Here is a 26,844-nt window from a genome sequence, read left to right on the forward strand (position 1 = left end):
ATTGTATTGACTAGCCTTTGGGAGAGCAAAAAATGAAGTGTGATGTATTGGTGGTTGGTGCCGGCCATGCCGGATGTGAGGCGGCTTTGGCGGCTGCCCGGCTTAGCTGCCAAACGGTTGTCGTCACCCTTAATCTAGAAAAGATCGCCCACCTCCCCTGCAACTGCTCCATTGGCGGGCCGGCCAAGGGGCATTTGGCCCGCGAGGTAGATGCGCTTGGTGGCGAGATGGGGCTAAACACCGATCGCACGCTAACGCACGTTCGATTTGTGGGCACCGGCAAAGGGCCTGCGGTACGAACGTTGCGTGCTCATGTAGATAAGACGCACTATCCGCTTACAATGCGCCGCGTGCTAGAGGCGACCGCGAATTTGGAACTCCTAGAGGCCTCCGTCGAAGAGTTGATCGTCGAGGGGTATCGTGGAGACGCCGTAAAGAAGGTGATGGGGGTTCGGTTAGGCGATGGAAGGGAGATCGAGGCGCAGACCGTGATCGTCACCACCGGTACCTTTCTCAATGGGCTTATGCATTGTGGAGAGCAGCAGACCGTTGGGGGGCGTTTGGGTGAGGACCGAAGCGTTGGCCTGTCGTTGGCGTTACGGCAGTTAGGCTTTCGTATGGGGCGTTTTAAAACGGGCACGACCCCACGGATTCACAAGGATAGTGTGGACTTTGGGGCTTTAGAAGAACATCCTTCCGAAGATTGCCCGCCCTTCTCTTTTCTGAACGATCGGCTTGTCGTCGAGCGCCCGCTTTTGCCTTGTTGGCAAACACATACGAACACCCGCACCCATGCGATCATTCGAGAAAACCTGCATCGCTCCGCTATGTATGGGGGGAGGATCGAGGGCATAGGCCCGCGCTATTGTCCAAGTATTGAGGATAAGGTGGTACGCTTTGCAGATAAGGAAGCCCATCCTGTTTTTCTTGAGCAGGAGACTTGGGAAGGTCCCTCTCTCTATGTACAAGGCATGTCTACAAGCCTACCGGCAGACGTCCAGTTAAAGTTTCTAAAAACCCTGCCGGGCCTGGAGCATGTGGAGATGATTCGACCGGGCTATGCCGTTGAGTACGATATGGTTTTCCCCGATCAGCTTTTGCCAACGCTAGAAACGAAGCTTGTGAAAGGGCTTTTTTTGGCCGGGCAGATCAACGGCACAAGTGGCTACGAGGAGGCTGCAGCCCAGGGCCTAGTAGCCGGCATCAATGCAGCGCTTTGGGTGCAGGGAAGGCAACCGCTCGTGCTTGCTCGTCAAGAGAGCTATATCGGTGTGTTGATTGATGATTTGGTGACGAAAGGGGTAACCGATCCCTATCGCATGCTTACCGCTCGGGCGGAGCACCGTTTGGCGCTCCGCCATGATAACGCCGATATGCGACTTACGCCGTTGGGCTGGCGTCTCGGACTTGTGACGGAGGAGCGATATCGGCGTCTTCTTGAAAAACAGAACCGCCTGGCAAAAGAGCGCGAACGTTTTGAGAACCTTTATGTGCTGTCACATCAGTCGGAGGCGTTGGAAGCTTTGGGAACGGCTCCGGTTGGTAGGAGCCGGATTAGTTTCTATGAGTTGTTACGTCGCCCTGAGCTGCGCTATGCCCATTTAGACACACTGGCAAGAGCACTTTATCCCTACCTCGTTCACCCGGAGCCGCTTCCCCCCGATATGGCCGAGTTGTTTGAGGTCGAGGTGAAGTATGAGGGATATATTTCGCGTCAGGAGCAGCAGGTTGAACGGGCGAAGCGGCTAGAGGCCATCGAGATTCCGGAGGACATGGATTATGCCGCCGTGCGTGCTTTGTCGTATGAAGGCAGAGAGAAGTTGGAGCGAGTTAGGCCTCGCACGCTAGGTCAGGCCGGAAGAATACCGGGGTTGCGGCCGGGCGATATCCAGGCGCTGTACATTCATTTGGAGTTGCGAAGACGTCGCCGTGAGGCTGGGGTTATCATGGCATCTGCTGTTGAGGGAAGCTAATCGGTCGGAGAGGGTAGCCTGATGCAAAGATGCGAGGGAAGGTTGCCGTTAGGCCTTCTCAGTAGGGCTTGGCAGGCAAGTCGAACACAGGGCTGATAAACATTTTCCAGGATCAGCCTATCGCGTTCTGCCTCCTCCATCGGGGATAACAGTTCCATGCCCACCTCTACATGGACTCGGCAGGTGGTGCAGGCGCAGTTACCTCCGCATTCGTGCGGCAGGGCGACACCAGCCTCTAAGAGCGCGTCTAGCAGCGTGTAGCCTTCCTCGGCTGAAATACGGATGTCATTCATTTCGGGGCCAGCGGTGTTGTGCACGGTCTGCTCCCCCTCATGGCCGCCGCCCTCTCTCGCTAAGAAGATTTCCATTTTTGCTTTCATTGGCTCTAGGGCAGAACGGTGATTCTGGTTGGAAAGACTCCGTCGTCTATAAAGCGTTCTCCGCCCACGACGAGGCCGGCGCGGTAAAGATGCGTGCCGGGAGTCTGTACGCGAATGTAACCACTAACTTCCAGGGTTTGATGAGCCGGCAAAGTGGCTTGCCCAAAGCCAAACCGATAGGGCCATAGGCCTGGCGGAAAGTCGCCGGGATGATCGGAGGTAACGGCAAGTTCGAGCGTGCCTAACTCCTCCTTGTAACCTGCCTGCTGCCATGACTGTTTTTCGTTGTAGACGAAGCCGGGTTTGGGCGTCTTCATGAGCGGGACATCTACAGGGAGATTGTTTTTAAGGACGAAGGTAACTTTTAACAGCTCGCCCACATGGAGAGTCTGCGGTTCAAAGCGAACCTCCAAAAGGTGGGGAACATTTTGAGGAAGAACCTCAACAAAGAGCGACAAGGGGGGTGTAAGGTATTCGCCCTGGTGCTCTAGAAGGAGGTTAAGCCCGCGAGAGGTTAGGATAGTGTAGGGCAGTCGAAATCGAATAAACGCCTCCGAACGGGCCACCGGCAGCATGGTTTTCCCGTTTATTTGTAATCGTCCACGGTCAAGATGTCTACCTTGTAGCGTAACTATATCTCCCGGATGGATTTGGTTCGGCATCACCTTTTGGATGGTAGAAGTGCCTGCAGGATAATGTACGGCAATTTGAACGGTATGGCTCCAACCATACCCATCGAAAAGACGCAGATCGGCCGTAGTGGCATGTGGTCGACTCCAAAAATCGGTAGGTATTTCCAGCTTTAAGTGATCCTTGTCGTGGGCTGTAATCCATAATGGGATACCGTTTAGTTCCACAACGGGCGCGACTAGGGGAAGGCGCAAATGAAGATGCGAGAGAACTAGCGGTCTTCCAACCTGCAGGGTACGCGGTAGGGTAGGAAGGGTGGCTCGGTTGTCTTCAGCATAGACGGAGGGATCGCGATTGGTGTAGTGAGAGAGCGTATCGGTTTCGATGCAGCTTGTAGGGGATGCGGCTGAGAATTGAGATGGGAGACAGAAGAAGTTATGGGAGAGATCTGCTTGTGTATTCAGAAGTTTTAGGGGTGTTTTGGCGCCGTAAAAGAGGTTATCGGTTAGATAATAAGGCCCGGATGGAATAGAATCACGCCCATTTTGTCGCAGATAGACCAGAGGCGTATCTTGCCTTGGTGCATCGAAACCGAAAACGTTGTTTCTAAACAGAATATTTTGCCCGTTTTCTATTTCAACGGCACGCGTGGTGTCGTTGATGCACTCGTTGCCCAGCACCTTTGTGTTACGAGAGTAGCCAAGCCATAATCCATAGTTGGAGTTGGAGCAGTTATTCTCCTCGATAATCGTATTGGCCACTAGGTCTACCTCAATCGCATTATTTGGGCTGAAGGAGCAGTCGTTGTTGCGAAAGCAGTTGTTGTCGGAACTAAATCGGGGTGGAACAGTGCGCCCAGGGACAAGGGGACCCTCATTCGCACGAACGAAGATGCCATCGCCGCCAAAGCGGAAGTCATTATCTTCTACCAGGTTATTATTGCTGGCATGTTCCAAACAGATGCCTGCCGAATCGAGCGTTGACCATCCTCCAAGCGCTTGATAGAGTTGCCCGGCTCCTGTTGTGCACCAGATGGCATGGTTCTTGAGAATGATGTTATGACCGGCATTCCATAGATGGATTCCCCAATTGTTATTGTAGGAGAGATCGCAATTTGTGATGGTACAGTTTTGAGCACTTACGAGATCAATGCCGTCCCACGCATATTGGGCCTGGCTGTTGGAAATAGAACAATATTCGCTGTTGCGCACCAGAATTCCGGCACCCCACTGATCTTGGGGCTTGTTGCCGCTTTCGTCAATGACGGTGCCGACCCTAGGACAGCCGTTATGAGAGAGTGTGCTATCTAATATACGGATGGACCGACTGTTCTCGATGAGAATGCCATAGAGACAACCCGCCACATTAGCATGGCGAATAGTGATGTTGCGGGCATGAACGATATGGATGCCGATGCCGTGGTTATGGTAGGCACCGCGGATGCGGATGTTACGCAGGTCAAGCGTAAAGTCATGACCGCGTACAACCAACATAGAGAGATCGTGGTCTTGAAGGGTATAGGTACCAGGGAGAAAGTGGGTCGTTTTTGAGATGACAGAGTTCGGCTTTAGCACAACCTGTTGTGCTTTGAGAGATGGCGGGCAGAGCAAGAGGATTGTGAAGAACATTCCTCTATAAGCCGTGAGCGCAGCGTTGTGATGCAGATGGACTAAGCGGATGGACATGAGCGACCTTCGTTAGATAAATTTTAGAATTCGGAATTTAAGCGTGCGTATCGAGCACCTCACGAACTTTTCGCAGGAGGCTGCCCGGTGTAAAAGGTTTGGGTAAGAAAAAGATACCCGGTTCGAGCACACCTTGATGCACAATGGCGTTCTCGGTGTAGCCTGAGACATAGAGAACTTTCTCGACCTTACCGGTTTGCAGGAGGTGTTCGGCGAGATCGCGTCCGCTCATACCGGGCATGATGGCATCGGTGATGAGAAGATGAATGGGGGTGGGATGGTGCTCAGCAAGCCGCATGGCCTCTTCTCCGGTACCGGCTTCGAGCACGGTGTAGCCCTGTGCCCGAAGTGCGGAGGCGGCAACTTCGCGCACGATCGGTTCATCTTCGGCCAGAAGGATGGTTTCTGTGCCTTTGGGGATAGGGGGAAGGGTAGGTTCATGCGGTTGAAGCTCTTCAGGGGCGCCTTCGGCGTGAGGAAGGAAGATTTTAAATGTGGTACCATGCCCCGGCTCGCTGTAGAGCCAGATGTGCCCTCCCGCTTGCTTTACAATGCCGTAGCAGGTTGCCAGACCAAGTCCGGTGCCGCGGCCTTGCTGTTTTGTGGTGAAGAAAGGTTCAAAGATATGTTGTTGAATACTTTCATCCATACCTATACCGGTATCGCTTACCGTAAGCATAACGTAATTGCCGGGGTGCACCCCCTCATGGCGCTGGGCATAGGTCTCATCAATGACGGCGTCTTCCACAGCGATCGTGAGAGTGCCACCCTGAGGCATTGCATCACGTGAGTTGACCGCCAGATTCACCAGTATCTGCTCCATTTGGCCGGGGTCAACCTTTACGGGATGTACCTGTTTCACTTCAACATGCAGTTCGATGTTTTCACCGATAAGCCTTTGCAACATGGGATGAAGGTTTTGGACGAGTTCATCGAGACGGATGAGACGAGGCTGTATGATCTGGCGACGCGCGAAGGCCAGCAGGTGCTGAGTGAGGGTGGCGGCACTTTCCGCGGCGCGCTCGGTGTCGCGAAGTCGCGCTTGAATCGGGTGGTCGGGGGGAAGCTCTTCAGAAGCAAGCTCCATATAGCCGAAGATGGCGGTGAGAATGTTGTTGAAGTCGTGTGCGATGCCGCCGGCGAGGCGTCCAAGACTCTCCAGTTTTTGAGCCGCCAGTAGCTCCTGTTCGAGGCGTTTCTTCTCTGTAATGTCCATTCCGCAGGCGATTAGGCCGACAACTTCGTTTTCTGAGAGGAGGGGAACCCAGCCAAACACCACGTTCCGAATGGAACCGTCCTTGCGTAGAGCGCGTACTTCGACATCCATTACAGGATTTTTCTCATGCAGAGTGTGAGCAAACATCGCTTGCAATCTTTCTGCTTCATCAGGCGGTAACACGACAAGAAACGATAGACCGATAAGCTCTTCGGGACTATAACCTAGGTCCTGAGATGCTTTAGGGTTGACATAGGAGAAGCGCCCCTCTCTGTCTATGACCACGATGGAGAGAAGGCTATTTTCGAGCACCTTATCACGGAACTCTTTCTCTTTTTGGAGTTGATCGAACTGGGAGCGAGTCAGGGTTAAGGAATGCTCGTAGTTGCTCGATAGTTTCTTCAGATTATTGAACCCCCAAAAGACGAAAGCAATGCCGAAGAGCAGCAGTAGAGCCACAAGAGCAAACATAAGGGAGAGATGGCTATAGTATGTGTGAAGCCGCAGCGCTAGCAACCTTTGCTCTTCCCCTATAAATGCGACTAGGAGGGCATCTAGGGCCTGATGAGAACGAAATACATGTAGGTCAGCATCCCTGAGAGCCGTGCTTAGCTTAGGGGCAGCGATGCTTTTCAGGGTGGCCTGATGCCATTCGGCAAGCAAAGTTTTGGCGGTATCGAGCCGGTGCACCTGGATAGGGTTGTCGGCAACCTCTTTTTGTAGGGAGGAGAGGGAGAGAAAGAGCGACACTGTAACGGTTTGGTAGGCAGTAAGGGCATGAGAAGAGCGAAAGAGGAGAAAATGAAGATAGGCCGACTCGGCCTCGTTAAAGTTGCGTTGGATGTTTTCCGCGTTCGAAATAACCTGGTAGGTATGATTTACCCAGGAGATGGCGTTTCTAAGAGCGAGCACATTCCAGAAGAGCACGCCGATGAGAATGGCTTCGATACCGAGAGGGACGGCAAGAGAAGAGAAAAAGCGACGGCGAAAGATATGTGTATCAGGTAGTGTGTACGACATATAGCTACCTTTCCATTGTTTATCTACTTATTCACGCAAGGAAGTAAAGAATCCTACATACTTCGGTTTCTCTATGGCGAGACAATGAATGTAAACGGCCGGATAAGTTCCCGTTAAGGAGTTTGGGTTAAAGCAATCCTATCGCTTGGGGAAGAATATCCTTTCTAGTAACGGGGCCGATCATGGGGTAATATTTCGTATCATATTGAAGATCAAATCGTGCGAGAGGAGAACTTAGGCAATGAAGACGATTCCGTTCAATTCAGAGGCCATTCCGGGCAGGTACCGGATTACTTACAGAGTGCGGGATGCGCATCGTGGATATCCTATTCGGGAGGTCGAAGTGCTTGCCACCCCCGAGGAGATCGCCGCGTTTGTGCAAGACGGCTATTTGGTACGCGAGCGCTTGATCCCGATGGATCAGGTAGAGCGCCTCCGTTGTGCGTTGGATGAGGCGATCGCGGCGGATACAAATTTGGAAACAGGGGGCGGTCGTGCTTTTGGAGGGATATTTATCCGTCACCTTTTAGATAAGCATCCGACGTTTTTGGAACTGCTAACCTTTCAACCGACGCTATCGGTTGCCAGAGCGCTTCTCGGCCCCTCGGTGCAGTGGCGTGGGCTTACCGGTCGCGTCTGTTTCCCGGACGATCCCAATAAGGAGACGGAGTGGCATTTCCATCAGCGCGTGGTGCCCGATCCCCTGCCGCCGTTTTTTGCGCGTCCTGAAACGCTCGAAGTGTTGCTTTATTTGGACGATATTAACGAGAAGAGTGGTCCCTTGTGTATCCTGCCAGGGTCGCACCGCTGGTTGGAGCGCGATCTCGACAAGGACGATTTCGATGACAAGCCCGGCCAGGTCGTTCTGAAGGTACCGGCAGGGAGTGCGGTGATTATGCATGGTTCTCTATGGCATCGGGCCATGCCCACTTTGCCGGGCTGCTCTATGCGGCGCCTGCTTCTGTGGAGCTATGGGCCAACCTGGCAGAAGCCCAGCATTTACGGGGTTAAACCCACCAACGGATTGACCGCACAACTTCTTGCCGATCCCAATACCGACGAGGAGATTCGCGAGTTGCTAGGCGTTGCCGGATATATGTAAGCACAGGGGACACTCCGTAGCCGTTAAAACGATACGGCTTTAGTAGGGGCGGGTTTGAAACCCGCCCCTACATGGATGGGGTCTCCCACACAAAACAGACTTACCACTGACCCGCTGTGCCGACGAGCCGAACCGTCTTGATTTGCCCTTCCAACCCGACGATGCCACCGCACCGCAACTTGCAACGGGTTCTATAGGGGCATGTTTGCACGCAGGCAACGGCTTGTAACATGTGCTCTTGCATCGGAGAAAGGAGGTATGGAATACTAAAGCGGATGTAAAGATTTCAACGGGTAAGTGAAATGATCAAGCGATTGAAATGCGGCTGGCAGAGGGTGGGAGTCTGCCTTGGTGCGTTTGGTATTTGGGCGGCATCTCTTTCAGGATGTGGAGGGGGAACAGGCAGCCTAGGAGGTAGCACGGGCGGAGCAAACTTGCCTCCACCGACTCCTGGCCCATACACAGGGCGGGCCGCTTGCAGTGCCAATCCGCACCAGAACGGACGAGCGCGCTGGACGATTCTCATCTATATGCAGGCCGCTAACAACCTGCAGCCCTACAGCTTGGAAAATGTAGCGCAGATGGCCTCGGTCGGCTCCGATAGCAACATCAACATTGTGCTGCAGTGGAAGCAGATACCGGCCAGCAAAACCAATAACTGCCCGAACTGTAACCCCTCTTTTTATGGGGTTAGACGATACCTCATTCATCAACACAGCCAGGCCGACATCAACGCGATAGCCAACGGCGATACGCGCCCGCTAAACAGCGACCGGTTGCCAGACCCGCCCGGGAATACTCCGGTCAATACCAGCGGCTTCAAGGATACCCTGCCCGACCCCAATGGCCGCCCCAATGGCACCGAGGATATGGGAAACTACCAGACGTTGGCCGACTTTGTGCGATGGGGAACCCAGACCTTCCCGGCCGATAACGTGGCGCTGCTGATATGGGATCACGGTTCGGGCTGGCTAAATGTCTATCGCTCGGCAGCAAACAGAACTGTACCGTCCAACACCGGAACACGGGCCGTGGCGGAAGATGACGAATATACCGATGAGATCGAGACATGGGAGTTGCCGCAGGCCTTGGCCGCTGCGGCTCAACCCATAGATATGCTGATTCTCGACTGCTCTCTGGAACAGATGACAGAGGTGGCCTACGAGGTGCGACATTCAGCCCGGATCATGGTTGGGTCGGAAGAAAGCCCACCCGCGCCCGGCTATCCGTATGACAAATGGCTTGGCGATCTGAAGGCGAGCGGAGGCACCTTTACCGACTGCGATTTGGGAAACGCCATCATCCATGAGTTTATCAACGATCCACTCTATGTGAACGATACGGGAGGTTATGCCTCTGAGCTGACGCAGTCCATGATTGACCTAAGCCAGATGGATAATGTGGTCAGCGCGCTTGACAACTTTGGGGCTGTGCTTGGCATCCATGTGAACGATCAACAGAATCTTTTTTATCGTCTTCGCCAAGACCCCAATTTCCAAAACCGTCAGCTAGGAGGTGCGCAGCACTACACGACAAGCTATCGAGACAACAAGGATTTATGGGACTACGCCGAGTTGGTGAGGACGGGAACATCGGACACGGATATGCAACAGGCGGCCATTGCCATAGAGAATGCGCTTACCGGGCCGAATGGGGCTATTCTTGAGGCGATGCACGGCCCAACAGGGCAAGATGGCTCTCATGGGTTGGCAATCTATGTGCCGGCGCCCAGTGGATTTATTAACTCCTACTATAATCTTGCCATCACCCGCGCAGCTCCTCATTGGCCGCGCTTTTTATTGGCGCAAGTGAAGTGAGGCTTCATGCCATGCTGATGGGGTCTATGTCTACGGCGATAAGAGAGCGCAGCGAAGAGGGCAGGGTGTTGAGCGCCTGCCGAATGAGCTGATGCAGTGGGAACTCGACAGGCGCTCGGAGAACGACATGATGGCGAAATTGCGTTTTGAGTTTGGGGATGGAGGCCGGAGCCGGCCCGATGATCTCCACAGAGTTGGGGCGGAGGCGGGTGAGTACGGCTGCTAACCGTTCTGCGCCTGCCGCTGCGGCCTCCTCGTTTTGGGAAGCGCAGATCAGGTTTGCGAAACGACTGAACGGTGGATAACAAAGCTCTTTGCGATAGATCAGTTCCTGACGATAAAAGGCGCCATAGTCATGCCGGCTCGCCGCTTGGATGGCATAGTGTTCGGGACAAAAGGTTTGGACGATAACCTCGCCTGCTACCTCCCCGCGACCGGCTCTACCCGCTACTTGAGTCAAAAGTTGAAAGGTGCGTTCGGCTGCACGAAAGTCCGGCATATTGATGGCCGTATCTGCATTGATGACCCCAACTAAGGTAACTTTCGGGAAATCAAGGCCTTTAGCAACCATTTGGGTCCCGATAAGAATATCGGCCTCGCCCTGTCGAAAATCGCGCACGATGCGCGCATGAGCCTCCTTGCGTACGGTGGTGTCGCGATCGAGTCGCGCGATACGTGCTTGGGGAAAAAGCAGTAAGGCCTCCTCTTCAACACGTTCGGTTCCTAGGCCAAACCCTTTTACCCGATTGCCGCCGCATTGCGGACAGAGCAGAGGAGCTGACGAAAGATGGTTGCAGTGATGGCATTTAAGAGAACGGTCGGACAGATGAAATGCCAATGAGATAGCACAGTTTGGGCAACGTGCCGTCCAGCCACAATCTCTACAGAGGACAAACTGAGAGTAACCGCGACGATTTAAAAACAGGATAACCTGTTCCTGCTTGGCGAGTCGGTCGGCGATGGCTTCCACAAGGGGTTGAGCAAAAAGCGTCGGCTTTTTTTGGAACTCCCGACGCATATCAACAATATGGACGTGAGGCAAGGGCCGGTTATCTACCCGTTCCAGCATTTCGATGCGCTCTATGATGCCGCGCTCTGAAGCATAGAAACTCTCTAAAGCCGGGGTAGCACTCCCCAACAGCAGAACCGCATTGTTATGTTTAGCTCGCTCTTCGGCTAGGGCACGGGTATTGTAGCGCGGAATTTTCTCCTGTTTGTAGGAGGGTTCATGCTCCTCATCCATGATGATGAGTCCGATGTTTTGAAGAGGGGCAAAGACGGCGGAGCGGGCACCGATTACAATGCGTGCTTCTCTGCTTTGCACACGACGCCATTCATCATAGCGTTCGCCCTCTGATAGTCGTGAATGCAGGAGAGCCACCTGTTCGCCGAAGCGACCGATGAACGTATCGGCTACCTGTGCGGTAAGGGCGATCTCGGGCAGAAGGACGATGGCATTATAGCCTTGAGCGAGTGTGTAGGCTATGGCATCGAGATAGACCTCGGTTTTTCCGCTGGCGGTGACGCCGAAAAGGAGGAGCGTTTTTTGCGAGCGGGCTTGTAGGAAGGAACGTATCCGTTGGATGGCCTGCTGTTGGGCTTGAGTAAGAGAAGGGGGCGTAGTGCGCTTGGCGGTGGCTTTATAGGGCAGGCGATAGCGGGTGGTTTCACGAACCGAGAGGATGCCCTGTTTTACCAAGGCCCGCAGGGAGGCATAAGAGGCTCCGCTGCTTTCGATAAGCTCGGTTGCCGTCATCTCGGGCTGGCCGGCGCGCGTGCGTTCCTGCAACACGTGCAAAATCTGCTGTTGTTGAGGACTTCTGCGTCCTACTCCGGCCAGCCCGATGACCTCAGCCGCCGGGCCGAGGGAGTAGAGCTTGATTTTCTGAAGGTCAGTGCCGCTTCGCTCGATCTCGCGCGTCTCTATCAGAAGTTGCTTCGATAGAAGGGTTTTGTAGACCGTGCGAAAGTCATCGAGGGCAGCCGCTTTGCGCAACTCCTCAAGTTCGGCCTCTCCACCGAGGGCGTGGAGAGTCTCTATGAGATGCGCTTGCTTTACCGCTTTGCCGAGGTCTTTACCGCGCAGGTTAGGATCGCTGAGCCGAACTTTTATCGTAAGCCGCGCCCCCAATGCATTTGGGGCCACACAGCGCAGTGCTTCCTGTAGATCGCAAACGTAATGTTCTTCCATCCAGCGTGCCAGTGCGATCTGCTCCGGAGTAATAGAGATGGCTTCGTGCACAATGCCCAGAATCGGCTTCAGTTTGGCGCAAAGCGGATCGTCTTGGGACAACGTTTTACGTTCCAGCACATAGCCCAACACCTCTCTGCCGGCAAACGAGACGCGTACACAGTGCCCGACCTTCAGTTGGTTTCGCAGCGGTTCTGGAATGAGGTAGCTGTAGGTGGGCGAGAGGTCTGGAGCCTCCACATCCACGGCGACTTCGGCGATGTCGTAGGCAGCGTACTCTTCCCAGAGGCTTCCGGTATGGCTAATGACATCGGGACGGGTCATGGGCTTTGCGGTGAATCGGATGAGGCCGTATCGTCTGAGCCGGATGCGGGAGAGCGTTTCGGAAGCCGAAGAGGTACCCGTGGCTCGGTACCGGCACGTAGCCGCTGCATGTTCGGTTTATGGCGATAGAGAGCGAGCAAGCCGGCGGCTAAGCTGAAAAAGAGGCGCGGCGAATCGTGTGGGTAGAAGAGGAATGTCCAGATAGGCAGTGCGATGGCGATGCTAATGGAGGCTAAAGAGACATAGCGGAAGGCCAGAAGAACGGCAAAAAAGACGGCGAATTCTGGAAGAATCACTTTGGGGGCAATGCCGATGAGGGCACCGGCGCTGGTGGCGATGCCCTTGCCTCCTCGAAAGCCCAGCCAGATGCAGTAGTTATGCCCGATAATGGCAAACAGCCCAGCGAGCACTTGGTAGAGCGAGGAAAGCTGCAGTTGCGAAGCTAACAGGGGGGGGACGGCGCCTTTAAGAACGTCGAGCAGGAATACCGCGAGGCCAGGCCCCTTGCCGCAAATGCGCCATACGTTTGTCATGCCAATATTGCCGCTGCCGAGGGTGCGGATGTCCACACCCTTCAGCAACCGTACGACGATGTAGCCAAAGGGAATAGAACCCATTAGGTAGCTACCAACCAGTAGAAGTACAGGTAACAGGTTAGTCGGCATAGAATCGGCTTTCAAAGATGCGGCGTGCCTCGTTCATCGCTCTGCGGATATCGTTCAGCGCTTGCAAGCCTTCTTGGTCGTCCACATAGCCAAGAAGCCGGGCAAAGGCGCGTACAGATATTTTATCTTCTGGAAGCCGATCTTGCGATCGGCCGGTATGGAGCCAGAGGGCGTTTCGAGCGCGTGTAAGCAGCAAGTAGGTAGCAATGAGCACATCGGCTTCGGAGTTATCCAGAAGATGCGCATCGGCAAGCGAGCCGAGTGTTTGAACCGTATTCTGACATCGCAGACCGGAGATACGCCGCCCGTGCTGCATTTGGAGCCATTGGGTAAGCCATTCGATGTCGAGCAAACCGCCGTGGCCTAGCTTTAGGTCACTGGCACGTAGGTGCGGTTCAAGGCGCTCTGTTTCGATACGGCGCTTCATTGCACGCATAGCCACGGTATAGGTTTTGGGAAAGGGATTAGGGTAGCTAATAGCCTGTAGCACTTGGGTAGCATAGGTTGCTTGTTTGGGGTTGCCGGCGACGAAACGCGCTTTTAGGAGCGCCTGCTTCTCCCAAATTTCCCCACTCGTTTTATGATAATGATACAGCGCCTTGTGGCTCGTGAAAAGCGCCCCATCTTTCCCCCAGGGGCGAAGTCGCAGATCAAGTGCGATCGGCAGATTATGTGTGGCGAGATGGGTTATAGCCTCTTCGAGAAGCTCGATAATACGCTGTAGGATATGAGATCGAGCCGTATCGTGAAGGCAGGATTCGTCACAGAGAAAAATGACATCCCAATCGCTTGCGTAGCCCAGCTCTTCTCCACCCAGCTTGCCTAGACCAAATACGGTCAACGAATCGAGTGCCTGTGGAGCTTCTGTCCAGCCTTTCGTTGCGAGTTCCTGGGCGCAGAGTTCCAGAAGTATCTGAAGCGTCTGTTCGGCGAGTTGTGTTAAGTGTTGTTGCACCTCTAGGACGTCTATTTCACCCCAAATATCGCGTGCGCCGATCTCGAGCCATTTTCGCTCGAGATTGGTAGCTAGTGCATCTATTTGGGCACTGTAGTCTTTTGTTTTTCGCAGAGGGAGCCACCAATCGCTCGATTCCTCTTCAGGATTGATAAGGGTTTCCAGCCATTCTTGATGTCGTACCAGGCGTTGAAACAACGGAGGGGAACCTCCGGCTAGTCGCAGAAGTTTATCTAGCATCTGAGGGCTGTCATCGCAGGCAGCATAGAGTTGGGCACGGTTGGGCACGGCGATGGCGAGAGCTTCAAAGCCGAAGAGAGCGGCATCGGGGTTGGGGGTACGAGCGGCCATTTCGAGAAGGCGCGATGCGATGTTCTTAAACTCGATGGGGGTATCCGGGGGCATACCGCCATATTCGTTTCCTCGCATCGGCATCTGAAGTAGAGGAATAAGCTTCTCCGGGTAGTGGAATCCGTGATCGTGAAGAAGACGGATGAGCTGTTCTTGAGAGGCCGTGCTATCAATGGTATCGAGGAGGGTTGCCAGATCGGCGCCTGTCGTGGCCGAAAGACTTGGAGGTGGCATTTCTCCATAGAAGAGATTTTGAAGATAGGTGTGCACGCGATCTCGTCGTTGAGACAGTTCAGTTTCAAAAGCTTCCAAAGAGTCGAAACCCATCCGACGCGCCAAACGCAGGCGTTCTAGTGAGCGAGGTGGGGGAAGTGTTTGCGTTTGGTGGCCGTGGAGCAGTTGAAGACGGTGCTCTAGCGTTCTTAAAAAGACATAGTCTTCGATTAGGTGGCGATGAGTCTCTTTTGGAAGAACACCCGCCTGATAGAGACGTTGGAGAGCTTGGAGGGTGTTTTGGGTGCGCAGGGAGGGTAGTTTGCCGCCATGGAGAAGCTGAAGGCGCTGCACGATAAACTCGATGTCGCGAATGCCACCGCGTCCTACTTTAATATTGCTTTCCGTTTGCCCTTCGAGGGCGCATTTGCGTTCGATGCGCCGTTTATTTTCGATGATCGAGGCGATAAACTCGGGAGGCGGGAATGGGTTATAGACAAAGGGGGTGATAAGGCGGTGAAAGGCTTCACCAAGTGCGCGATGGCCTGCAACAAAGCGGGCCTTGATAAGTGCCTGTAGCTCCCAAGGCTCTGCCCAGTTTTCGTAGTAGAAGCGATAGGCTGAGAGCGAGCGAACGAGAGGGCCGAAGCGTCCTTCAGGCCGCAGGCGCATATCCACTCGAAACACGTAACCATGCGCGCCCTCTTCGGCAAGGGTTTTGATAAGAGTTTCGGCGAGACGGTTAAGCCAAGCAAGGGTATTGATTGAGGTTCCATCCTCTAGAAGAAGGGTTTCGGGCAGATCGTCGGCATGAACGAACATCAGGTCTATGTCGCTGCTGTAGTTCAGTTCGCGTCCACCCAACTTGCCCATAGCGATGACGGCGAAGGCCGGTGGGTTCTGAGCTGGTTTTGGTAAGATGGTGTAAGCGATGTCGAGGGCTGCTTGTAGGCAGGCATCGGCGAGATCGGAGAAAGCACGAGCCGTCTCTGCGAGGCTGGCAATGCCTGCTAGGTCACGCACGCCGATCCGCAGCATTTCACGCGCCTTCCAGCGTCGAAGGGCTTCCCGTTTCAGTTCGGGGTAGCGGCACGCCTCTACAAGGTTGCGGATCTCTCGGGTAAGAGTTGCGACAGGGCGTCTCTCGCCTCGTTGGCCTGGATCGGCGATCAGTTCAAAGCATTCGGGCTGACGCGCGAGCAGATCGGCGAAAATTTGGCTGCTGCCGGTAACGATGCAGAAGATTTCGAGGGCGACGGGATGGGTACAAAGGAGGTTTAGATAGACAAGAGGATTGCCGGTGGCCTCGAACCAGCGGCAGAAGGCGAGAAGGGAGCGATTGGGGTCGGGGCTTTCTTGGAGCGCACGAAACAGAAGCGGGTAGAGGCGCTCCAGATCATCGTCGGTAACACCCCGTCCGGCGAGATGAGCAAGGCGTTGGAGTGCACGCTTGGGGTCTTCGATGCCAAGTGATTGAAGCGCTGCGATCTGCGTGTCTAGGGTTTCCATAGCACAGGGATTCTACCTACTTATTGTGCAGACTGCGCAACGGAGACCTAAGTGTGAAGGTGCTTGTCAATGATTTGACATATTCTGTTTGACTGAAAATAAGTGGCATAGTTTATAGGTAACTTTGTTATGTTTTCTAAACAGATGTGATATAATGTGAATGTCCTATAAAAATTCGATGATAGATTAGTATAGCTAGGAGGTTGTGCTATGAAAGTACTTACGTCAACGATTCTATCCGTCTTATTCACAGGTATGCTTATTTATGGTTCCCCCCCCGGTTGCTGCCGACTCGGTAACGGTTACACCTAACGCCGGTATTGCACCTCTAACTGTTGATGTAGGGGACTCCGTTACTCTTATCCCCTTGCAGACCTGGGATAAAGAAATTGTCACACTAACGAATCCTGACGGCTCCCAGACTAACTTTGTTATTACGCTGCAAAACGCAGTCGGTCCAAATACTATTACGACAGATTTAAGTTCTACTCTCGATACCTCCGGTACCTATGTTATAGATGTTGGCAATTCTGGAACTTATCCTATCGGACTATTGTGGACGGATCTGTTTGGCCCTTTTCCTGTTAGAGTGTATAATCAAATACCCTAGGCATGGAAGCTGAATTCTGTCCAAGTTCGAGCTAGGTCTTTAACTCCTGGCGCAAATGATCGCGTGAGCTAAAGTCTATGAAGGAGGTAGTGAGACTGTGCTAAATCTACCTGAAAAGCTTCCTAAACTTAAATTATGCCTAATGACATCCATACTGCTCTATGGGTTTACTCTATGCCCTGCAAGCGTCCACGCTACGGTATCAACCGATTCGTTGTCAGCTGATACGATGCTAAAAAGGTCTATCTCTTATGAGGGGATAGGAGTTAGCCTCGAATACGTGTTGCAAGGATTGAGTAAGGATGGAGTTCATCTAGCGTGTGATGCCGAATGCGCCCAACAAAAGCTGCAGTTAAGGATTCACCAACGTCCGCTCTATCAGGTGATGGAGGCGCTGGCAGAACTATTGCCTGGCGAATGGGTAAGCACCGGAACAAAGGGAAGCTATATGCTGCGGATGGCCCCCAAAGCTGTGCAGCGGCGGAGGCGTTGGTGGGAGGTCTTTAACGAGGAGCGTACCGGCGATTTTGCCAACTTGCGCAATGCCTTGCTGCAAGCGATACAGCGACCGGTGACCACGCCACCTATCGTTTTGGGTAATCCGGCCGCGGCTGAGACCCTGCAAAACCGCCTGGCGGCTACCAGAAGGCTTTTACAGTTGATGCCTGTACCGCTACAGCAGGAGATCGTCAGCAGGATGGATATGTCGGGCTTTTATTCCGCACGTTCTGTTGAGGTAGAAGGAGGAAACGCGCCCGCATATACGGCTGTGCGGTTAACAGCGTTGCCTGAAGCGGCCCAGCAGGCCGTGCTGGAGACCATTCCTCCTCAGCTAACTCCGGCAAGCAAGGAAGATGTAGTGCTAGCATTTGGTAACTTTGGTATCTCTATACAAAGTTACGCTTTCTTCCGAGATGGTAAGAGCACATCGCTCGGTATAGGAGTCACCGGCGGGGAACTTATCGATCTCATACAGCCGGCTCAGCTCGATCAAACCATTTTGGTCGTTTTGACGAAAGAGAAGGGGGATGCCGCCCCGGCCTCTTGGAAGGTCTTGACAGATTACCGCTTGAGTCGTGTTTGGCCGAACACACTGCCGCCGCGTGAACCTACACAGCCACAGAATGCGATTCCTTTTTTGCGGGCAGATGTCTTACGCTGGATTGGAGAGAAAGGAGATATTGACTTTATCTCTGACTACTATTCCATCTACGGTATACCACTGTCGCCGTCTCAAAAGGCTACTCCGATCAAGAAGGAGGAGATTACGCAACTGCTAAACCTCTTTGCCCGGGATGAGGATAGCAGCTGGAAGCAGGGGCCGGGAGGAATTTATCTCTTTCGGGACAACCGCTGGTATCGAGATGATGCGCTTGAGATTCCAGAATTGTTGTTAAACCGGTGGCTTACGGACTGGGGAAAATTGGAATCTGCTCGCCCGCGCGATGCCCAAAATTCGTTAGCGACGCAAGCTACGACAAGTAGGAATGGACAGGTCCAGATACAGGTACAACCCACAATCCAACCAGGGCGTGTGGACCCTAGATGGGTTCGGCAGCAGCTAGATTGGGAGCTGCTCTTCCTTAACAAATTAACGTTCTGGCAGATAGCCAACGGGTTAGAAAATGCGGCTCGTTTTTATGACGACCCACAGAAAACAACTGACTTCCCCTTCCTAAAAATAGGGGAAGAGACTATGCATGAGCTTCCACTGCTAAGTTTCTACCAATCTTTACAACCGGCGCAAAGGCAGTCGCTAGTGGAAGGAAAGTTACCGCTTTCTGCACTAACGGCAGATCAGATGCAATTGGCTACGGCGATCGCGCCGCGGATATTGTTCTTTGTAGATCGGCCACAGGCTAGCACCGTGATGTTAGGGATCGGCCCCTCGACTTCATCGGTGGAGAACGTCACAATAGGGCTGAAGCCGGAGATGCTCTCATCGGTACCCGTATTTGATTTGACTCTCACGTTACACGCACCGAACGCGCAGCCTTAGAAACGTATCGGCAACGCCTCCTGCGGAAGCATCCGGCTTGCGTTCTACTTTTCGGTTCGTTTGACAGGCTGCTTGCGGTATTGTATAATAAAATAACGCGGTACGGAGTGATGTCCGAGCTGGCCTAAGGAGCACGACTGGAAATCGTGTAATGGTCGAAAGACCATTCGAGGGTTCGAATCCCTCTCACTCCGCTTCGCTATCGTCTTTGCTAGTTGAGCGCTTTAGTTGTTTCTGGGCATGGCGTAAAAGTGAAACACCGCCTAACGGCCCGAAACACCGATGGGTTGAACTGGAGGAACCCTCCCGCGTGACTTGGAACCCCATACTGCGTATGCGCCCCTACGTGCGCTACCTACTTATGCTTATCGCCTTACCCTGTGTTTATATGGGTGGGGTCTGTTTAGCTCTTCTTTGGCATGAACATGAGGCCAATGCGGATTTTACGGAGTTGCATCTACCTCGCATGTCGGCACCGACCGCTCAAACACGCCTCCTGGTGTTTGCGCCTCATCCAGATGATGAGACACTAGGGTGTGCCGGGCTTATACAGCAGACTCTGGCGGCTGGGGGAAAGGTAGAGGTCGTCATTCTGACCAATGGGGATGGATTTCGTACCGCGGTGGAGTGCGACACACACAAGATGCGCGTGGGACCGGCAGATTTCCTTCGGTTTGCCTCCCATCGTCAGCAGGAATCGTTGGCGGCGCTCGCCAAGCTTGGGCTTTCGCCAAAAAATGTTCTCTTTCTTGGGTATCCCGATCAAGGCCTAGAGCGCCTTTGGCTCGATTTCTGGACGCCAGAACAACTCTACACCTCCCCGTACACACGGGCAGATAGGGTTCCCTACTCCAAGGCGTTCGATCCCCACGCACCCTACTGCGGCAGTAAGCTTTTGCAGATTGTAGAGCAGGTCATGTGCGATTTTCGGCCCAATCTTATCGCGGTTACCGATCCGCAGGAGGATCATCTCGACCATCGGGCAGCCTCCTATTTCGTGTCCCTGGCGCTTGAGGAGTTAAGTTGTCAGCAAAGTACGGCCAATTGGGCTGGTCGGGCGCTCTTGGTACACTATCTGGTACACCGTGGCGATTGGCCGCAGCCTCAGGGCATCGGATTAACGTTTCCGCTTATTCCGCCACGTGGCATGCTGCATATCGGTACCCTATGGATGTCTTTGCCGCTCACCGAGGTGCAGGAGCGGCGAAAACTGGAGGGGATCGAGGCTTACCGCAGTCAAACGATGATGATGGCGCGATTCCTCACCTCCTTCGCGCGTCGGACCGAGCTTTTCGGTGTTTTGCCCACGGAGGCTTTGCCACAGTTAGCAGGGCATGCGCAGCTCACGTCGGTGGGTGATGAGGAGGGGTGGTGGCAGAGAACGCCACCTGTTTTTCTCGATGCGGTGGGGGATAATCTTCTGCGAACGCTAGAGGGAGGGGCCGATCTGCGGTCGGTTTGTGCATGTCGGAGAGGCAAAACGCTTTGCCTCGATTTGGAGTTCTGTCAACCGGTTAGCGCCCGCTATCGCTACATACTGCAGCTGCGTGCCTTTGGTGAAGGTGGACGCTCGACTGCAACCGCTCTCCGTCTAAAGCTTCCTGTAGCCAACCAAGCGTTGCCCGGAGGCGGATGGGTGAGTGTGGATGGGCGACACTTGGAGGTGGTGTTACCTTGGCGATTATTGGAGCAAGAGGCGGGGAACTGCCCTGTAACAAATATTAGTTTTGGCATTAAAACCTATCTAGCGCGGGTTCTCATCGATCAAAGCGGCATGTGTCTGCTTTCTGTGAAACCTGCAAGCAAAGACCATGCCATCGCAGTATTGGAGCGTGGGTAAGAGGTAATGCGGCTTGGAATTATCGGAGGCACCTTTGACCCGATTCATTATGGACACCTCTTTGTGGCCGAAGAGTCGCGTGTGCGCTTTCGATTAGATAAAGTGCTCTTCGTGCCGGCAGGCATTCCTCCGCACAAGAAAAATGAAGAGATCACGCCACCAAAGCATCGTTATGCCATGACGGTCATCGGCATCCATGGGAATCCGGCCTTTGAATGCTCCTCGATAGAGATTGATAGGGGCGGGGTCTCCTATACGATAGATACCCTTATCAGTTTACGCGAGCAATACCCGCAGGACGAGTTTTTTTACATTACCGGCATTGACGCTGTTTGCGATCTGTTAACATGGCATCGGCATCAGGATGTGATGCGAATGGCACGATTCATCGCGGCAGCCCGTCCGGGATATTCGCTCAATCGTCTTCGAGACCGCTTGCCGCTGGAGTATCTAGAAAACATTCTGTTGCTTGGTTCCACCATGCTCGATATCTCCTCCACCGAACTGCGTTATCGGGTTCGCCATAACCTGCCCATTCGCTACCTAACACCGGACGGTGTGGTAGAGTATATCCGCAAACATCGGCTTTATAGATGAGGAACGAGTGAAGCACGAGGGGCGTCTATATTAGCAGAGCGGAAAGGCTTTTATGAAAAAAACAGATGTCGTTACAGCCGAAGAAAAGTTAAGGGTCATTGCCAACGCCGCCGATTCCGTGAAGGCGGAGGAGATGGTGGCCCTTGATCTGCGCGACCTCACGATTATTGCAGACTATTTTTTCATCTGCACCGGAAAGTCTTCTATTCAGATTCGAGCTATTGCCGACAAGGTGGAAGAGAAGATGGAAGAGCGTGGTCTGCGGAAGTTAAGAGTTGAGGGGTATCAGGAGGCCACATGGATATTGTTGGATTATGGAGATGTTGTGGCGCACATCATGGCTGCTGAGCAGAGGGCTTTTTACGACATCGAGTCGTTCTGGTCGGCGGCGCCGCGCATCTCCGTAGAGAGGCTATTGGAGGGGCAACATGAGTCCCAACGAAGAACACAACACCCAGACCCCGTCGAATAATGCCGAGCGCACCCAAGCGATGCCGCCATTGCCGGGTACCGAGATAAAGCCATCGCCGTCCGTTGACGAGCGGGTTTTGGAGGTTGCCCAGGAGATGATACAGCAGGGTATTACGCCAGAGCAGGCCAAAAAACTTTTAGAAATGGCCGGGCCTAGCACGAGCGGAGCATCTCCTACTGGGGCCGACATCACGAGGGGCGTCGGAACTGAAGTCTCTCTAAGCGAGCTTATTTCGAGGAAGATTGAGGCTCAAGCGGAGGCGGTTAAGAAGATAGATTTGGGCTTGCCCGACTTTCGTGAGGCGACCTTGCAAGAGAAGTATGAAGCGGAACGCCTTCAGCGCGAGGCCGAGCTTTTGCGTCGAAGGGAGCGTTATCGAGAGGCTGAGGCCAAATGTCGAGAGGCTCTAACTAAAAACCCAAAGGACGCTTTGGGTTTGGAACTGCTAGGAGATATTCTACAGGGACTCGGGCGCGTGGATGAGGCGATGGCAGCCTACTACCGTGCCACATTAGCAGACCCAAAGCGTGCCTCGGCAGAGAAAAAGTTCGGCGATCTGCTGGTGAAGCAGCAGGATTGGGGCGCGGTGATCACCGAGGATGTGGAGAAGCACCCTTTTGTGGGGCTATTGCTCTCGGCGCTTCTCCCCGGACTTGGGCATTGGTATTATGGGGAGACCGTGAAGGGGCTTATCTATTTCGTTATAGATGCCATTCTGATTTCCATTCTGCTGTGGATGGTGCCTCGTTCCCATGGGGTAACAGTCGGGGTGATGGGAGTGGCGCTGTTGGCGCTGCTCTACTACTGTTTCGTGTTAGTAGACATGCGTTTGGTTACACGCAGGGCGAGCAGCGCCTAAGTCTTTTCAATAGAAGGGAAGTAGCGACGTGAAGATACACGAATATCAAGCGAAAGAGGTTTTGGCCCGGTACGGGGTTCCTATTCCGCGAAACGCCGGCGTGGCGTCTAAGCCGAAGGAGGTGCGCGATAAGGTCGCACAGCTGGGTGGCAAGGGGGTATTGAAGGCCCAAGTGCATACGGGGGGCCGTGGAAAGGCCGGTGGAATCCGTATTGCCTCCTCACCGGAGGAGGGGGAGACGCTGGCCCGACAGATGTTGGGCATGCTCTTAAAGACCCACCAGGCGCCGGATGGGTTGAAGGTAGAAAAGCTTCTTATCGAGGAGCCGATAAGCATTAAGCAGGAGATATATGCGGGGGTTGTGCCCGATCGGGTTAGCAAACGCAATGTGCTTATTGTGAGTGCTAGAGGTGGAATGGATATCGAGGCGGTGGCGGCAGAGGAGCCGGAAGCGGTGGTGCGCCTTCCCATTGACCCCTTGGAGGGACCTCACGATTTTGAGATTAGGCAGGCCTGTTATAAGGCGGGGTTAGACCCTGTTTTGGTGAATCGTTTAGTTAGCCCACTACGTGGACTTTTGAATGCTTTTGTGGGGGTAGATGCGTCCCTAGCAGAGATTAATCCCTTGGCGGTAACCGAGGATGGGCAGGTAGTGGCGGCCGATGCCAAGATCGAGTTAGACGACAGCGCTCTCTTTAGGCATCCCGATCTGGCCGCGTTTGCCGAAGAGAGCGAGGAAGACCCCTTAGAGGCACAGGCTCATCGTCTTGGTATCGCTTATGTACGACTTAAAGGGGAGGTGGGAATTATCTGTAATGGCGCAGGGCTAACGATGGCGACCATGGACGCGGTTCAAAGAGCCGGCGGGCGTCCGGCCAATTTTTTGGATGTTGGTGGCGGGGCGCAGTCGGAGCGGGTGAAGACCTGTTTGGGCCTCGTGCTTTCCGACCCGCAGGTTCGCGGTGTTTTGATCAACATTTTTGGTGGGATCACGCGTTGCGATGAGGTCGCCAAGGGCATCGTAATGGCCAAGAATTCGCTGGAGGTGAAGGTTCCTTTGGTTGTGCGTTTGGCCGGCACACGAGCCGAAGAGGGAGCTGCCATTCTTGCACAGGAGGGCATTACACCTGCGGCGACGATGCCCGAAGCGGCGGAAAAGATCGTGGCGCTGACCCGCTGACAGCGTGCATGACGGCCTTTAGTGAGGAACGGCGTGAGCGCGGTGCCACAGACAGAGCGTGGCAAGCCTTAAAAGAGATTTACTTGGCTTGGGAGAACAGCAAAGCCCATACCCCGGCGGATAGGCTTGCCAACAGCGAATTTCGCGCTCGGCGTTATTTGAATGCGCATGAACGCCGTTGGTGTGCCGGGCATTTTTTCGATGCCATTCGTTTCCGACGCAAGTATCAGTGGCTATTGAGCCGGTTGGCATTGGCAGAAAACCCCGACACTCTTTTGCAGCTCCACCTAAGTTTGGCTCCAATTGCAACCCGACCTCCTCATTTCCAGGTCATTGCCGGGGAGGAGCGCCTACAGGCAGCCGTTGCGGCCATGCCAACACCGGATGCTCCGGAGGACTACATTCGTTTTGTACTCTCTTTTTCCGACCAGCTTGCCCGTTCGCTTCTTCGGTTGTTTCCGCCCGATGAGGCCATTCGCGCTGCCCAGGCGTTCAATCGGCGGGCACCAACGATCCTTCGGGTAAATCCTCTGCTGGTGTCGCGAGCGGAGTTTCTGAGGATACACTCTGATCTTAGGCCAACCCCCTGGTCTCCTTGGGGGGTCTATGCGCCTGCTGGGGTCAACGTTTACACATTGGCGGGTTATCGAGAGGGATGGTTTGAAATTCAGGAGGAGGCGAGCCAACTGAGCGCATTCCTGAGCGGTGTGAGGCCGGGCGATACCGTGGTCGAGATTGGGGCCGGAGGTGGGGGAAAAACGCTTGTTTTAGGCGCATTGATGAGGAACAGGGGGCGTATCCTGGCGATAGATGTGCATGAGGGGCGACTTAAGGAGTTGATGAAGCGTGCACAGCATGCCCAGATTCACTGTGTTAAACCCCTCTTGGTGGAGGCAGATGAAACAGGTAGGTGGCAACACCGGGGGAGGAGTTGGCGTAGAATAGAAAAAATACACACCCAGGCGCAATGTGTACTCCTCGATGCGCCCTGTAGTGGGAGTGGTGTTCTTCGCCGCAGTCCCGACGCCCGTTGGCGCGAGGTGTGCATAGAGGAATTTTCACAGATTCAGCGAAATCTGTTGTTGGAGGCGGCCCCGCTGGTGGCTCCGGGAGGTCGGATCGTTTACGTTACCTGTGCTTTCGAGCCACAACAGAACGAAGAGGTGGTAGAGTGGTTCCTAAGTTCTCCGGCAGGCCGGGGTTTTCGTAAGGAGCCGGTTTTAGAGGCGCTTAGGCGCGCTTGGAAGCACGCGGCGGCTTTGGTCGAGAAAGAATCGCCTGATAGGCAACGGAACGACCGGAAGAATACAGAGGATATGCCGCCTCTTGAGGCGCTATGTGCGGGCGATTTTGTACGTACATGGCCTCATCGGCACGATCTCGATGCCTTTTTCGTGGCGCTTTTACGCCGATGCGAGTAACCGCAATGGAGACTGCTGAACAACAGCACCAAGAGGCTCTTCGCCTAACCGAAGAGGCACGCGCCATTCGGGCGCTTGGGGGCAACCGTGAGAGTGTGCGGCTGCTTCAACTCGCCTTGTTACGCTATGCCGAAGCAGAGCGGTTGGCTGAATGTGAGGGGTTGGAGCCTAATGAACTGTGGCGTCGTGCCAGGGCGGAGGCGTGCACACTTTGTGCCGAGTGGCTTGAACGAGAAGATAGGCCGGCTGAGGCCGCGCGTACCTACCAAGAGGCCACCGACGTGTGGGGATTGTTGGCAGATCAGCCTGATTCGCAAGAACGTATGAAGCAGTGTGCGCATCGTGCCGTGGCCTGCTGCCGCACTTTGGAGGGGCATCCGTTCGGGAGATTGGCCCTTTTGCTCGTGCACTATGAGCATCAGCTGGACTTGCTCGCTTTGAGAAGCGATACGGAGGCGGAGCAGGCTTATCTCTGTATGCGAATCGCGACCACCCTATTTCGACGTGGCTACGCACTTGAGGCATTGCCCCGCTATGAGAGGGCAATAGAGCTTTATGCGGCTGCGCCCGCCACACCAACCCATCTCTTCGCTATGGGGGAGTGCCACCAAGCACTAGGGAAGCTTCATGCAGAGGCTCTCGAGAATCTAGAGCGAGCGCTGTTCCACTACCGGCTGGCACTGGCTCTCTATCATACCAGTGAACTAGGAGGGGAAAGAGAGAAGGCGGTGATAAGCTCATGTCAAAAGACCCTTGCCGACCTGCTTATAAGATACGAAAAGCATCACTAAGGGGCACATAGATGGAGATTGATAAGAACAAGCAGGTTTTTGAAATCCCGTTGTTTCCTCTGCATACGGTGTTGTTTCCCCATATGCCGCTGCAGTTGCATGTGTTTGAGACACGTTATAAGGTGATGATCGAACGCTGCCTGCAGCAGGGAAGTCCGTTCGGCGTGGTGCTTATTCGGGAGGGAGATGAGGTAGGGGCGCCTGCCGTTCCTTTTGATGTGGGGTGTACCGCCCAAATTCTCGGCGCGGAGCGCTTTGAGGATGGCAGAATGAATCTGGTGGTGGCCGGACGATATCGGTTTCGACTACTTGAGTACACGGAAGCCGATCTGCCTTATTTAGTCGGCAAGGCCGAGTTGCTTGAAGATAGGCCTTACGACTCACGGCGGATAGCACCACTGACGGGAAAGCTCGCAGCCCTTTTCGTGCGCTATCTAGAGATGCTGGCCACACGTTCCGGTGAGGTTCTACCACCGGTACAACTGCCTGGCGATCCGGTGACGCTCTCCTTTTGCGCCGCCTCGGTGCTGTTGCAAGATGCCGCGGAGAAACAGATTCTTCTGGAGCTAACCGATACTGCCCAGCGAATCGAGCATGAGATTTTATGGTTGAAAGGGCAGATGACCCTCTTAGAAGATATAGAGAAGCTTAACGTAGAGCAGGGTTCCGAAGAGAAAAAAGAACTCTTAAAGCCCATCAACCCCACCGACACAGACTGGCAAGATTTTCTTAAGGATAGCCTGAACTAGCGAAGCAGATAACTTCTCCAAAGGGTTGCCTGCTGTCCCGGCCGTACACGGTGTTGAAACAGGTGGTGAACAGGCGCAGGAGCTTCGGCTGAACAGCTTTTCGTTACGTCGTTGGTCTGCAGTTGGAGGAGCAAGGTATATGCGTGGACTTGCCTATAGGGTTTTGAGCGGTTTCTGTTACTCAAGAGGATTATACCGAGGCCAGAATGCTCAAGAAGCAGAGGGCCTAGTCCACCGATATACGGCAACTGAGTTTATAGGAAGGAGGCGGCGGTTTATCTCTCCTGCCTAAAGG

18 protein-coding genes and 1 tRNA gene are annotated in these 26,844 nt (G+C 54.0%); 13 read left to right on the forward strand and 6 right to left on the reverse strand.

Translation table 11 applies throughout. The features are described 5' to 3' along the window. The first annotated feature begins 32 nt into the window (after positions 1-32). Positions 33-1,973, forward strand: coding sequence for a tRNA uridine-5-carboxymethylaminomethyl(34) synthesis enzyme MnmG (gene mnmG, locus VKV29_RS11420; RefSeq protein ID WP_324201436.1), 1,941 nt, complete (start codon positions 33-35; stop codon positions 1,971-1,973). On the opposite strand, the gene VKV29_RS11425 is transcribed toward mnmG, so the two are convergent. Genes VKV29_RS11425 through VKV29_RS11435 form a run of 3 tightly spaced genes read right to left on the reverse strand, consistent with a single transcriptional unit; the run spans position 1,970 to position 6,904 of the window. After that, a complete protein-coding gene (locus VKV29_RS11425; RefSeq protein WP_324201437.1) occupies positions 1,970-2,341 on the reverse strand; it encodes a 2Fe-2S iron-sulfur cluster-binding protein in 372 nt (123 codons plus the stop codon). The genes mnmG and VKV29_RS11425 overlap by 4 nt on opposite strands. A 17-nt stretch (positions 2,342-2,358) precedes the next feature. Beyond that, on the reverse strand, positions 2,359-4,668 hold the full coding sequence (locus tag VKV29_RS11430) for a right-handed parallel beta-helix repeat-containing protein (protein ID WP_324201438.1): 2,310 nt from the start codon (positions 4,666-4,668) through the stop codon (positions 2,359-2,361). Positions 4,669-4,705: 37 nt separating this feature from the next. Continuing rightward, entirely contained in the window at positions 4,706-6,904 is a 2,199-nt protein-coding gene (locus VKV29_RS11435; protein ID WP_324201439.1) for an ATP-binding protein, read from the reverse strand. A gap of 241 nt (positions 6,905-7,145) precedes the next feature. Between VKV29_RS11435 and VKV29_RS11440 the strand changes: the two genes are divergently transcribed. Then, the gene (locus VKV29_RS11440) at positions 7,146-8,006 is read left to right on the forward strand and encodes a phytanoyl-CoA dioxygenase family protein (protein ID WP_324201440.1); all 861 of its coding nucleotides are present in this window, start codon (positions 7,146-7,148) and stop codon (positions 8,004-8,006) included. Between the two features lie 434 nt (positions 8,007-8,440). Continuing rightward, entirely contained in the window at positions 8,441-9,823 is a 1,383-nt protein-coding gene (locus tag VKV29_RS11445) for a clostripain-related cysteine peptidase (RefSeq protein WP_324201441.1), read from the forward strand. Positions 9,824-9,827: 4 nt separating this feature from the next. On the opposite strand, the gene priA is transcribed toward VKV29_RS11445, so the two are convergent. Genes priA through VKV29_RS11460 form a run of 3 tightly spaced genes read right to left on the reverse strand, consistent with a single transcriptional unit; the run spans position 9,828 to position 16,031 of the window. Next, the gene (gene priA, locus VKV29_RS11450) at positions 9,828-12,338 is read right to left on the reverse strand and encodes a primosomal protein N' (protein WP_324201442.1); all 2,511 of its coding nucleotides are present in this window, start codon (positions 12,336-12,338) and stop codon (positions 9,828-9,830) included. Beyond that, positions 12,335-13,003, reverse strand: a complete 669-nt coding sequence (gene plsY, locus VKV29_RS11455) for a glycerol-3-phosphate 1-O-acyltransferase PlsY (protein WP_324201443.1) — start codon at positions 13,001-13,003, stop codon at positions 12,335-12,337. The genes priA and plsY overlap by 4 nt, the downstream gene beginning before the upstream one ends. Further along, positions 12,993-16,031 carry a hypothetical protein gene (locus VKV29_RS11460; protein ID WP_324201444.1) on the reverse strand — a complete coding sequence of 1,013 codons (3,039 nt, stop codon included), beginning with the start codon at positions 16,029-16,031 and terminating at the stop codon, positions 12,993-12,995. The genes plsY and VKV29_RS11460 overlap by 11 nt, the downstream gene beginning before the upstream one ends. 890 nt (positions 16,032-16,921) lie before the next feature. Here VKV29_RS11460 and VKV29_RS11465 point away from each other — a divergent pair. The 10 genes from VKV29_RS11465 to VKV29_RS11510 all read left to right on the forward strand — a co-directional run bounded on the left by VKV29_RS11465 (position 16,922) and on the right by VKV29_RS11510 (position 26,549). Next, positions 16,922-18,640 (forward strand): hypothetical protein, encoded by a 1,719-nt coding sequence (locus VKV29_RS11465; RefSeq protein WP_324201445.1) that lies wholly within the window; start codon positions 16,922-16,924, stop codon positions 18,638-18,640. Between the two features lie 104 nt (positions 18,641-18,744). Further along, a tRNA-Ser gene (locus tag VKV29_RS11470) sits at positions 18,745-18,834 on the forward strand. Positions 18,835-18,950: 116 nt separating this feature from the next. Continuing rightward, a complete protein-coding gene (locus tag VKV29_RS11475) occupies positions 18,951-20,480 on the forward strand; it encodes a PIG-L family deacetylase (RefSeq protein ID WP_324201446.1) in 1,530 nt (509 codons plus the stop codon). A gap of 6 nt (positions 20,481-20,486) precedes the next feature. Continuing rightward, complete coding sequence (nadD, locus tag VKV29_RS11480; protein WP_324201447.1) at positions 20,487-21,077, forward strand: nicotinate-nucleotide adenylyltransferase; 591 nt, start codon at positions 20,487-20,489, stop codon at positions 21,075-21,077. 52 nt (positions 21,078-21,129) lie between these two features. Beyond that, positions 21,130-21,549 carry a ribosome silencing factor gene (gene rsfS, locus VKV29_RS11485; RefSeq protein WP_324201448.1) on the forward strand — a complete coding sequence of 140 codons (420 nt, stop codon included), beginning with the start codon at positions 21,130-21,132 and terminating at the stop codon, positions 21,547-21,549. After that, positions 21,506-22,408, forward strand: a complete 903-nt coding sequence (locus tag VKV29_RS11490) for a hypothetical protein (RefSeq protein WP_324201449.1) — start codon at positions 21,506-21,508, stop codon at positions 22,406-22,408. The genes rsfS and VKV29_RS11490 overlap by 44 nt, the downstream gene beginning before the upstream one ends. Positions 22,409-22,436: 28 nt before the next feature. Continuing rightward, positions 22,437-23,588: an ADP-forming succinate--CoA ligase subunit beta gene (gene sucC, locus VKV29_RS11495; protein WP_324201450.1), complete on the forward strand. Its 1,152-nt coding sequence runs from the start codon at positions 22,437-22,439 to the stop codon at positions 23,586-23,588. An 83-nt stretch (positions 23,589-23,671) separates the two neighbouring features. After that, on the forward strand, positions 23,672-25,009 hold the full coding sequence (locus VKV29_RS11500; protein WP_324201451.1) for an RsmB/NOP family class I SAM-dependent RNA methyltransferase: 1,338 nt from the start codon (positions 23,672-23,674) through the stop codon (positions 25,007-25,009). Next, a complete protein-coding gene (locus VKV29_RS11505) occupies positions 25,000-25,800 on the forward strand; it encodes a hypothetical protein (protein ID WP_324201452.1) in 801 nt (266 codons plus the stop codon). Before VKV29_RS11500 ends, VKV29_RS11505 begins: the two co-directional genes overlap by 10 nt. A gap of 11 nt (positions 25,801-25,811) precedes the next feature. Next, entirely contained in the window at positions 25,812-26,549 is a 738-nt protein-coding gene (locus tag VKV29_RS11510) for an LON peptidase substrate-binding domain-containing protein (RefSeq protein WP_324201453.1), read from the forward strand. Positions 26,550-26,844: the final 295 nt, after the last annotated feature.

This window comes from Chthonomonas sp., from assembly GCF_035294165.1.
GTDB lineage: Bacteria > Armatimonadota > Chthonomonadetes > Chthonomonadales > Chthonomonadaceae > Chthonomonas.

Bases quoted from the DNA above. Each gene is read 5' to 3' on its own strand.
- mnmG (WP_324201436.1), top strand. From the start codon at position 33: ATGAAGTGTGATGTATTGGTGGTTGGTGCCGGCCATGCCGGATGTGAG.
- VKV29_RS11425 (WP_324201437.1), bottom strand. From the start codon at position 2,341: ATGGAAATCTTCTTAGCGAGAGAGGGCGGCGGCCATGAGGGGGAGCAG.
- VKV29_RS11430 (WP_324201438.1), bottom strand. From the start codon at position 4,668: ATGTCCATCCGCTTAGTCCATCTGCATCACAACGCTGCGCTCACGGCT.
- VKV29_RS11435 (WP_324201439.1), bottom strand. From the start codon at position 6,904: ATGTCGTACACACTACCTGATACACATATCTTTCGCCGTCGCTTTTTC.
- VKV29_RS11440 (WP_324201440.1), top strand. From the start codon at position 7,146: ATGAAGACGATTCCGTTCAATTCAGAGGCCATTCCGGGCAGGTACCGG.
- priA (WP_324201442.1), bottom strand. From the start codon at position 12,338: ATGACCCGTCCCGATGTCATTAGCCATACCGGAAGCCTCTGGGAAGAG.
- plsY (WP_324201443.1), bottom strand. From the start codon at position 13,003: ATGCCGACTAACCTGTTACCTGTACTTCTACTGGTTGGTAGCTACCTA.
- VKV29_RS11460 (WP_324201444.1), bottom strand. From the start codon at position 16,031: ATGGAAACCCTAGACACGCAGATCGCAGCGCTTCAATCACTTGGCATC.
- nadD (WP_324201447.1), top strand. From the start codon at position 20,487: ATGCGGCTTGGAATTATCGGAGGCACCTTTGACCCGATTCATTATGGA.
- rsfS (WP_324201448.1), top strand. From the start codon at position 21,130: ATGAAAAAAACAGATGTCGTTACAGCCGAAGAAAAGTTAAGGGTCATT.
- VKV29_RS11490 (WP_324201449.1), top strand. From the start codon at position 21,506: ATGAGTCCCAACGAAGAACACAACACCCAGACCCCGTCGAATAATGCC.
- VKV29_RS11505 (WP_324201452.1), top strand. From the start codon at position 25,000: ATGCGAGTAACCGCAATGGAGACTGCTGAACAACAGCACCAAGAGGCT.
- VKV29_RS11510 (WP_324201453.1), top strand. From the start codon at position 25,812: ATGGAGATTGATAAGAACAAGCAGGTTTTTGAAATCCCGTTGTTTCCT.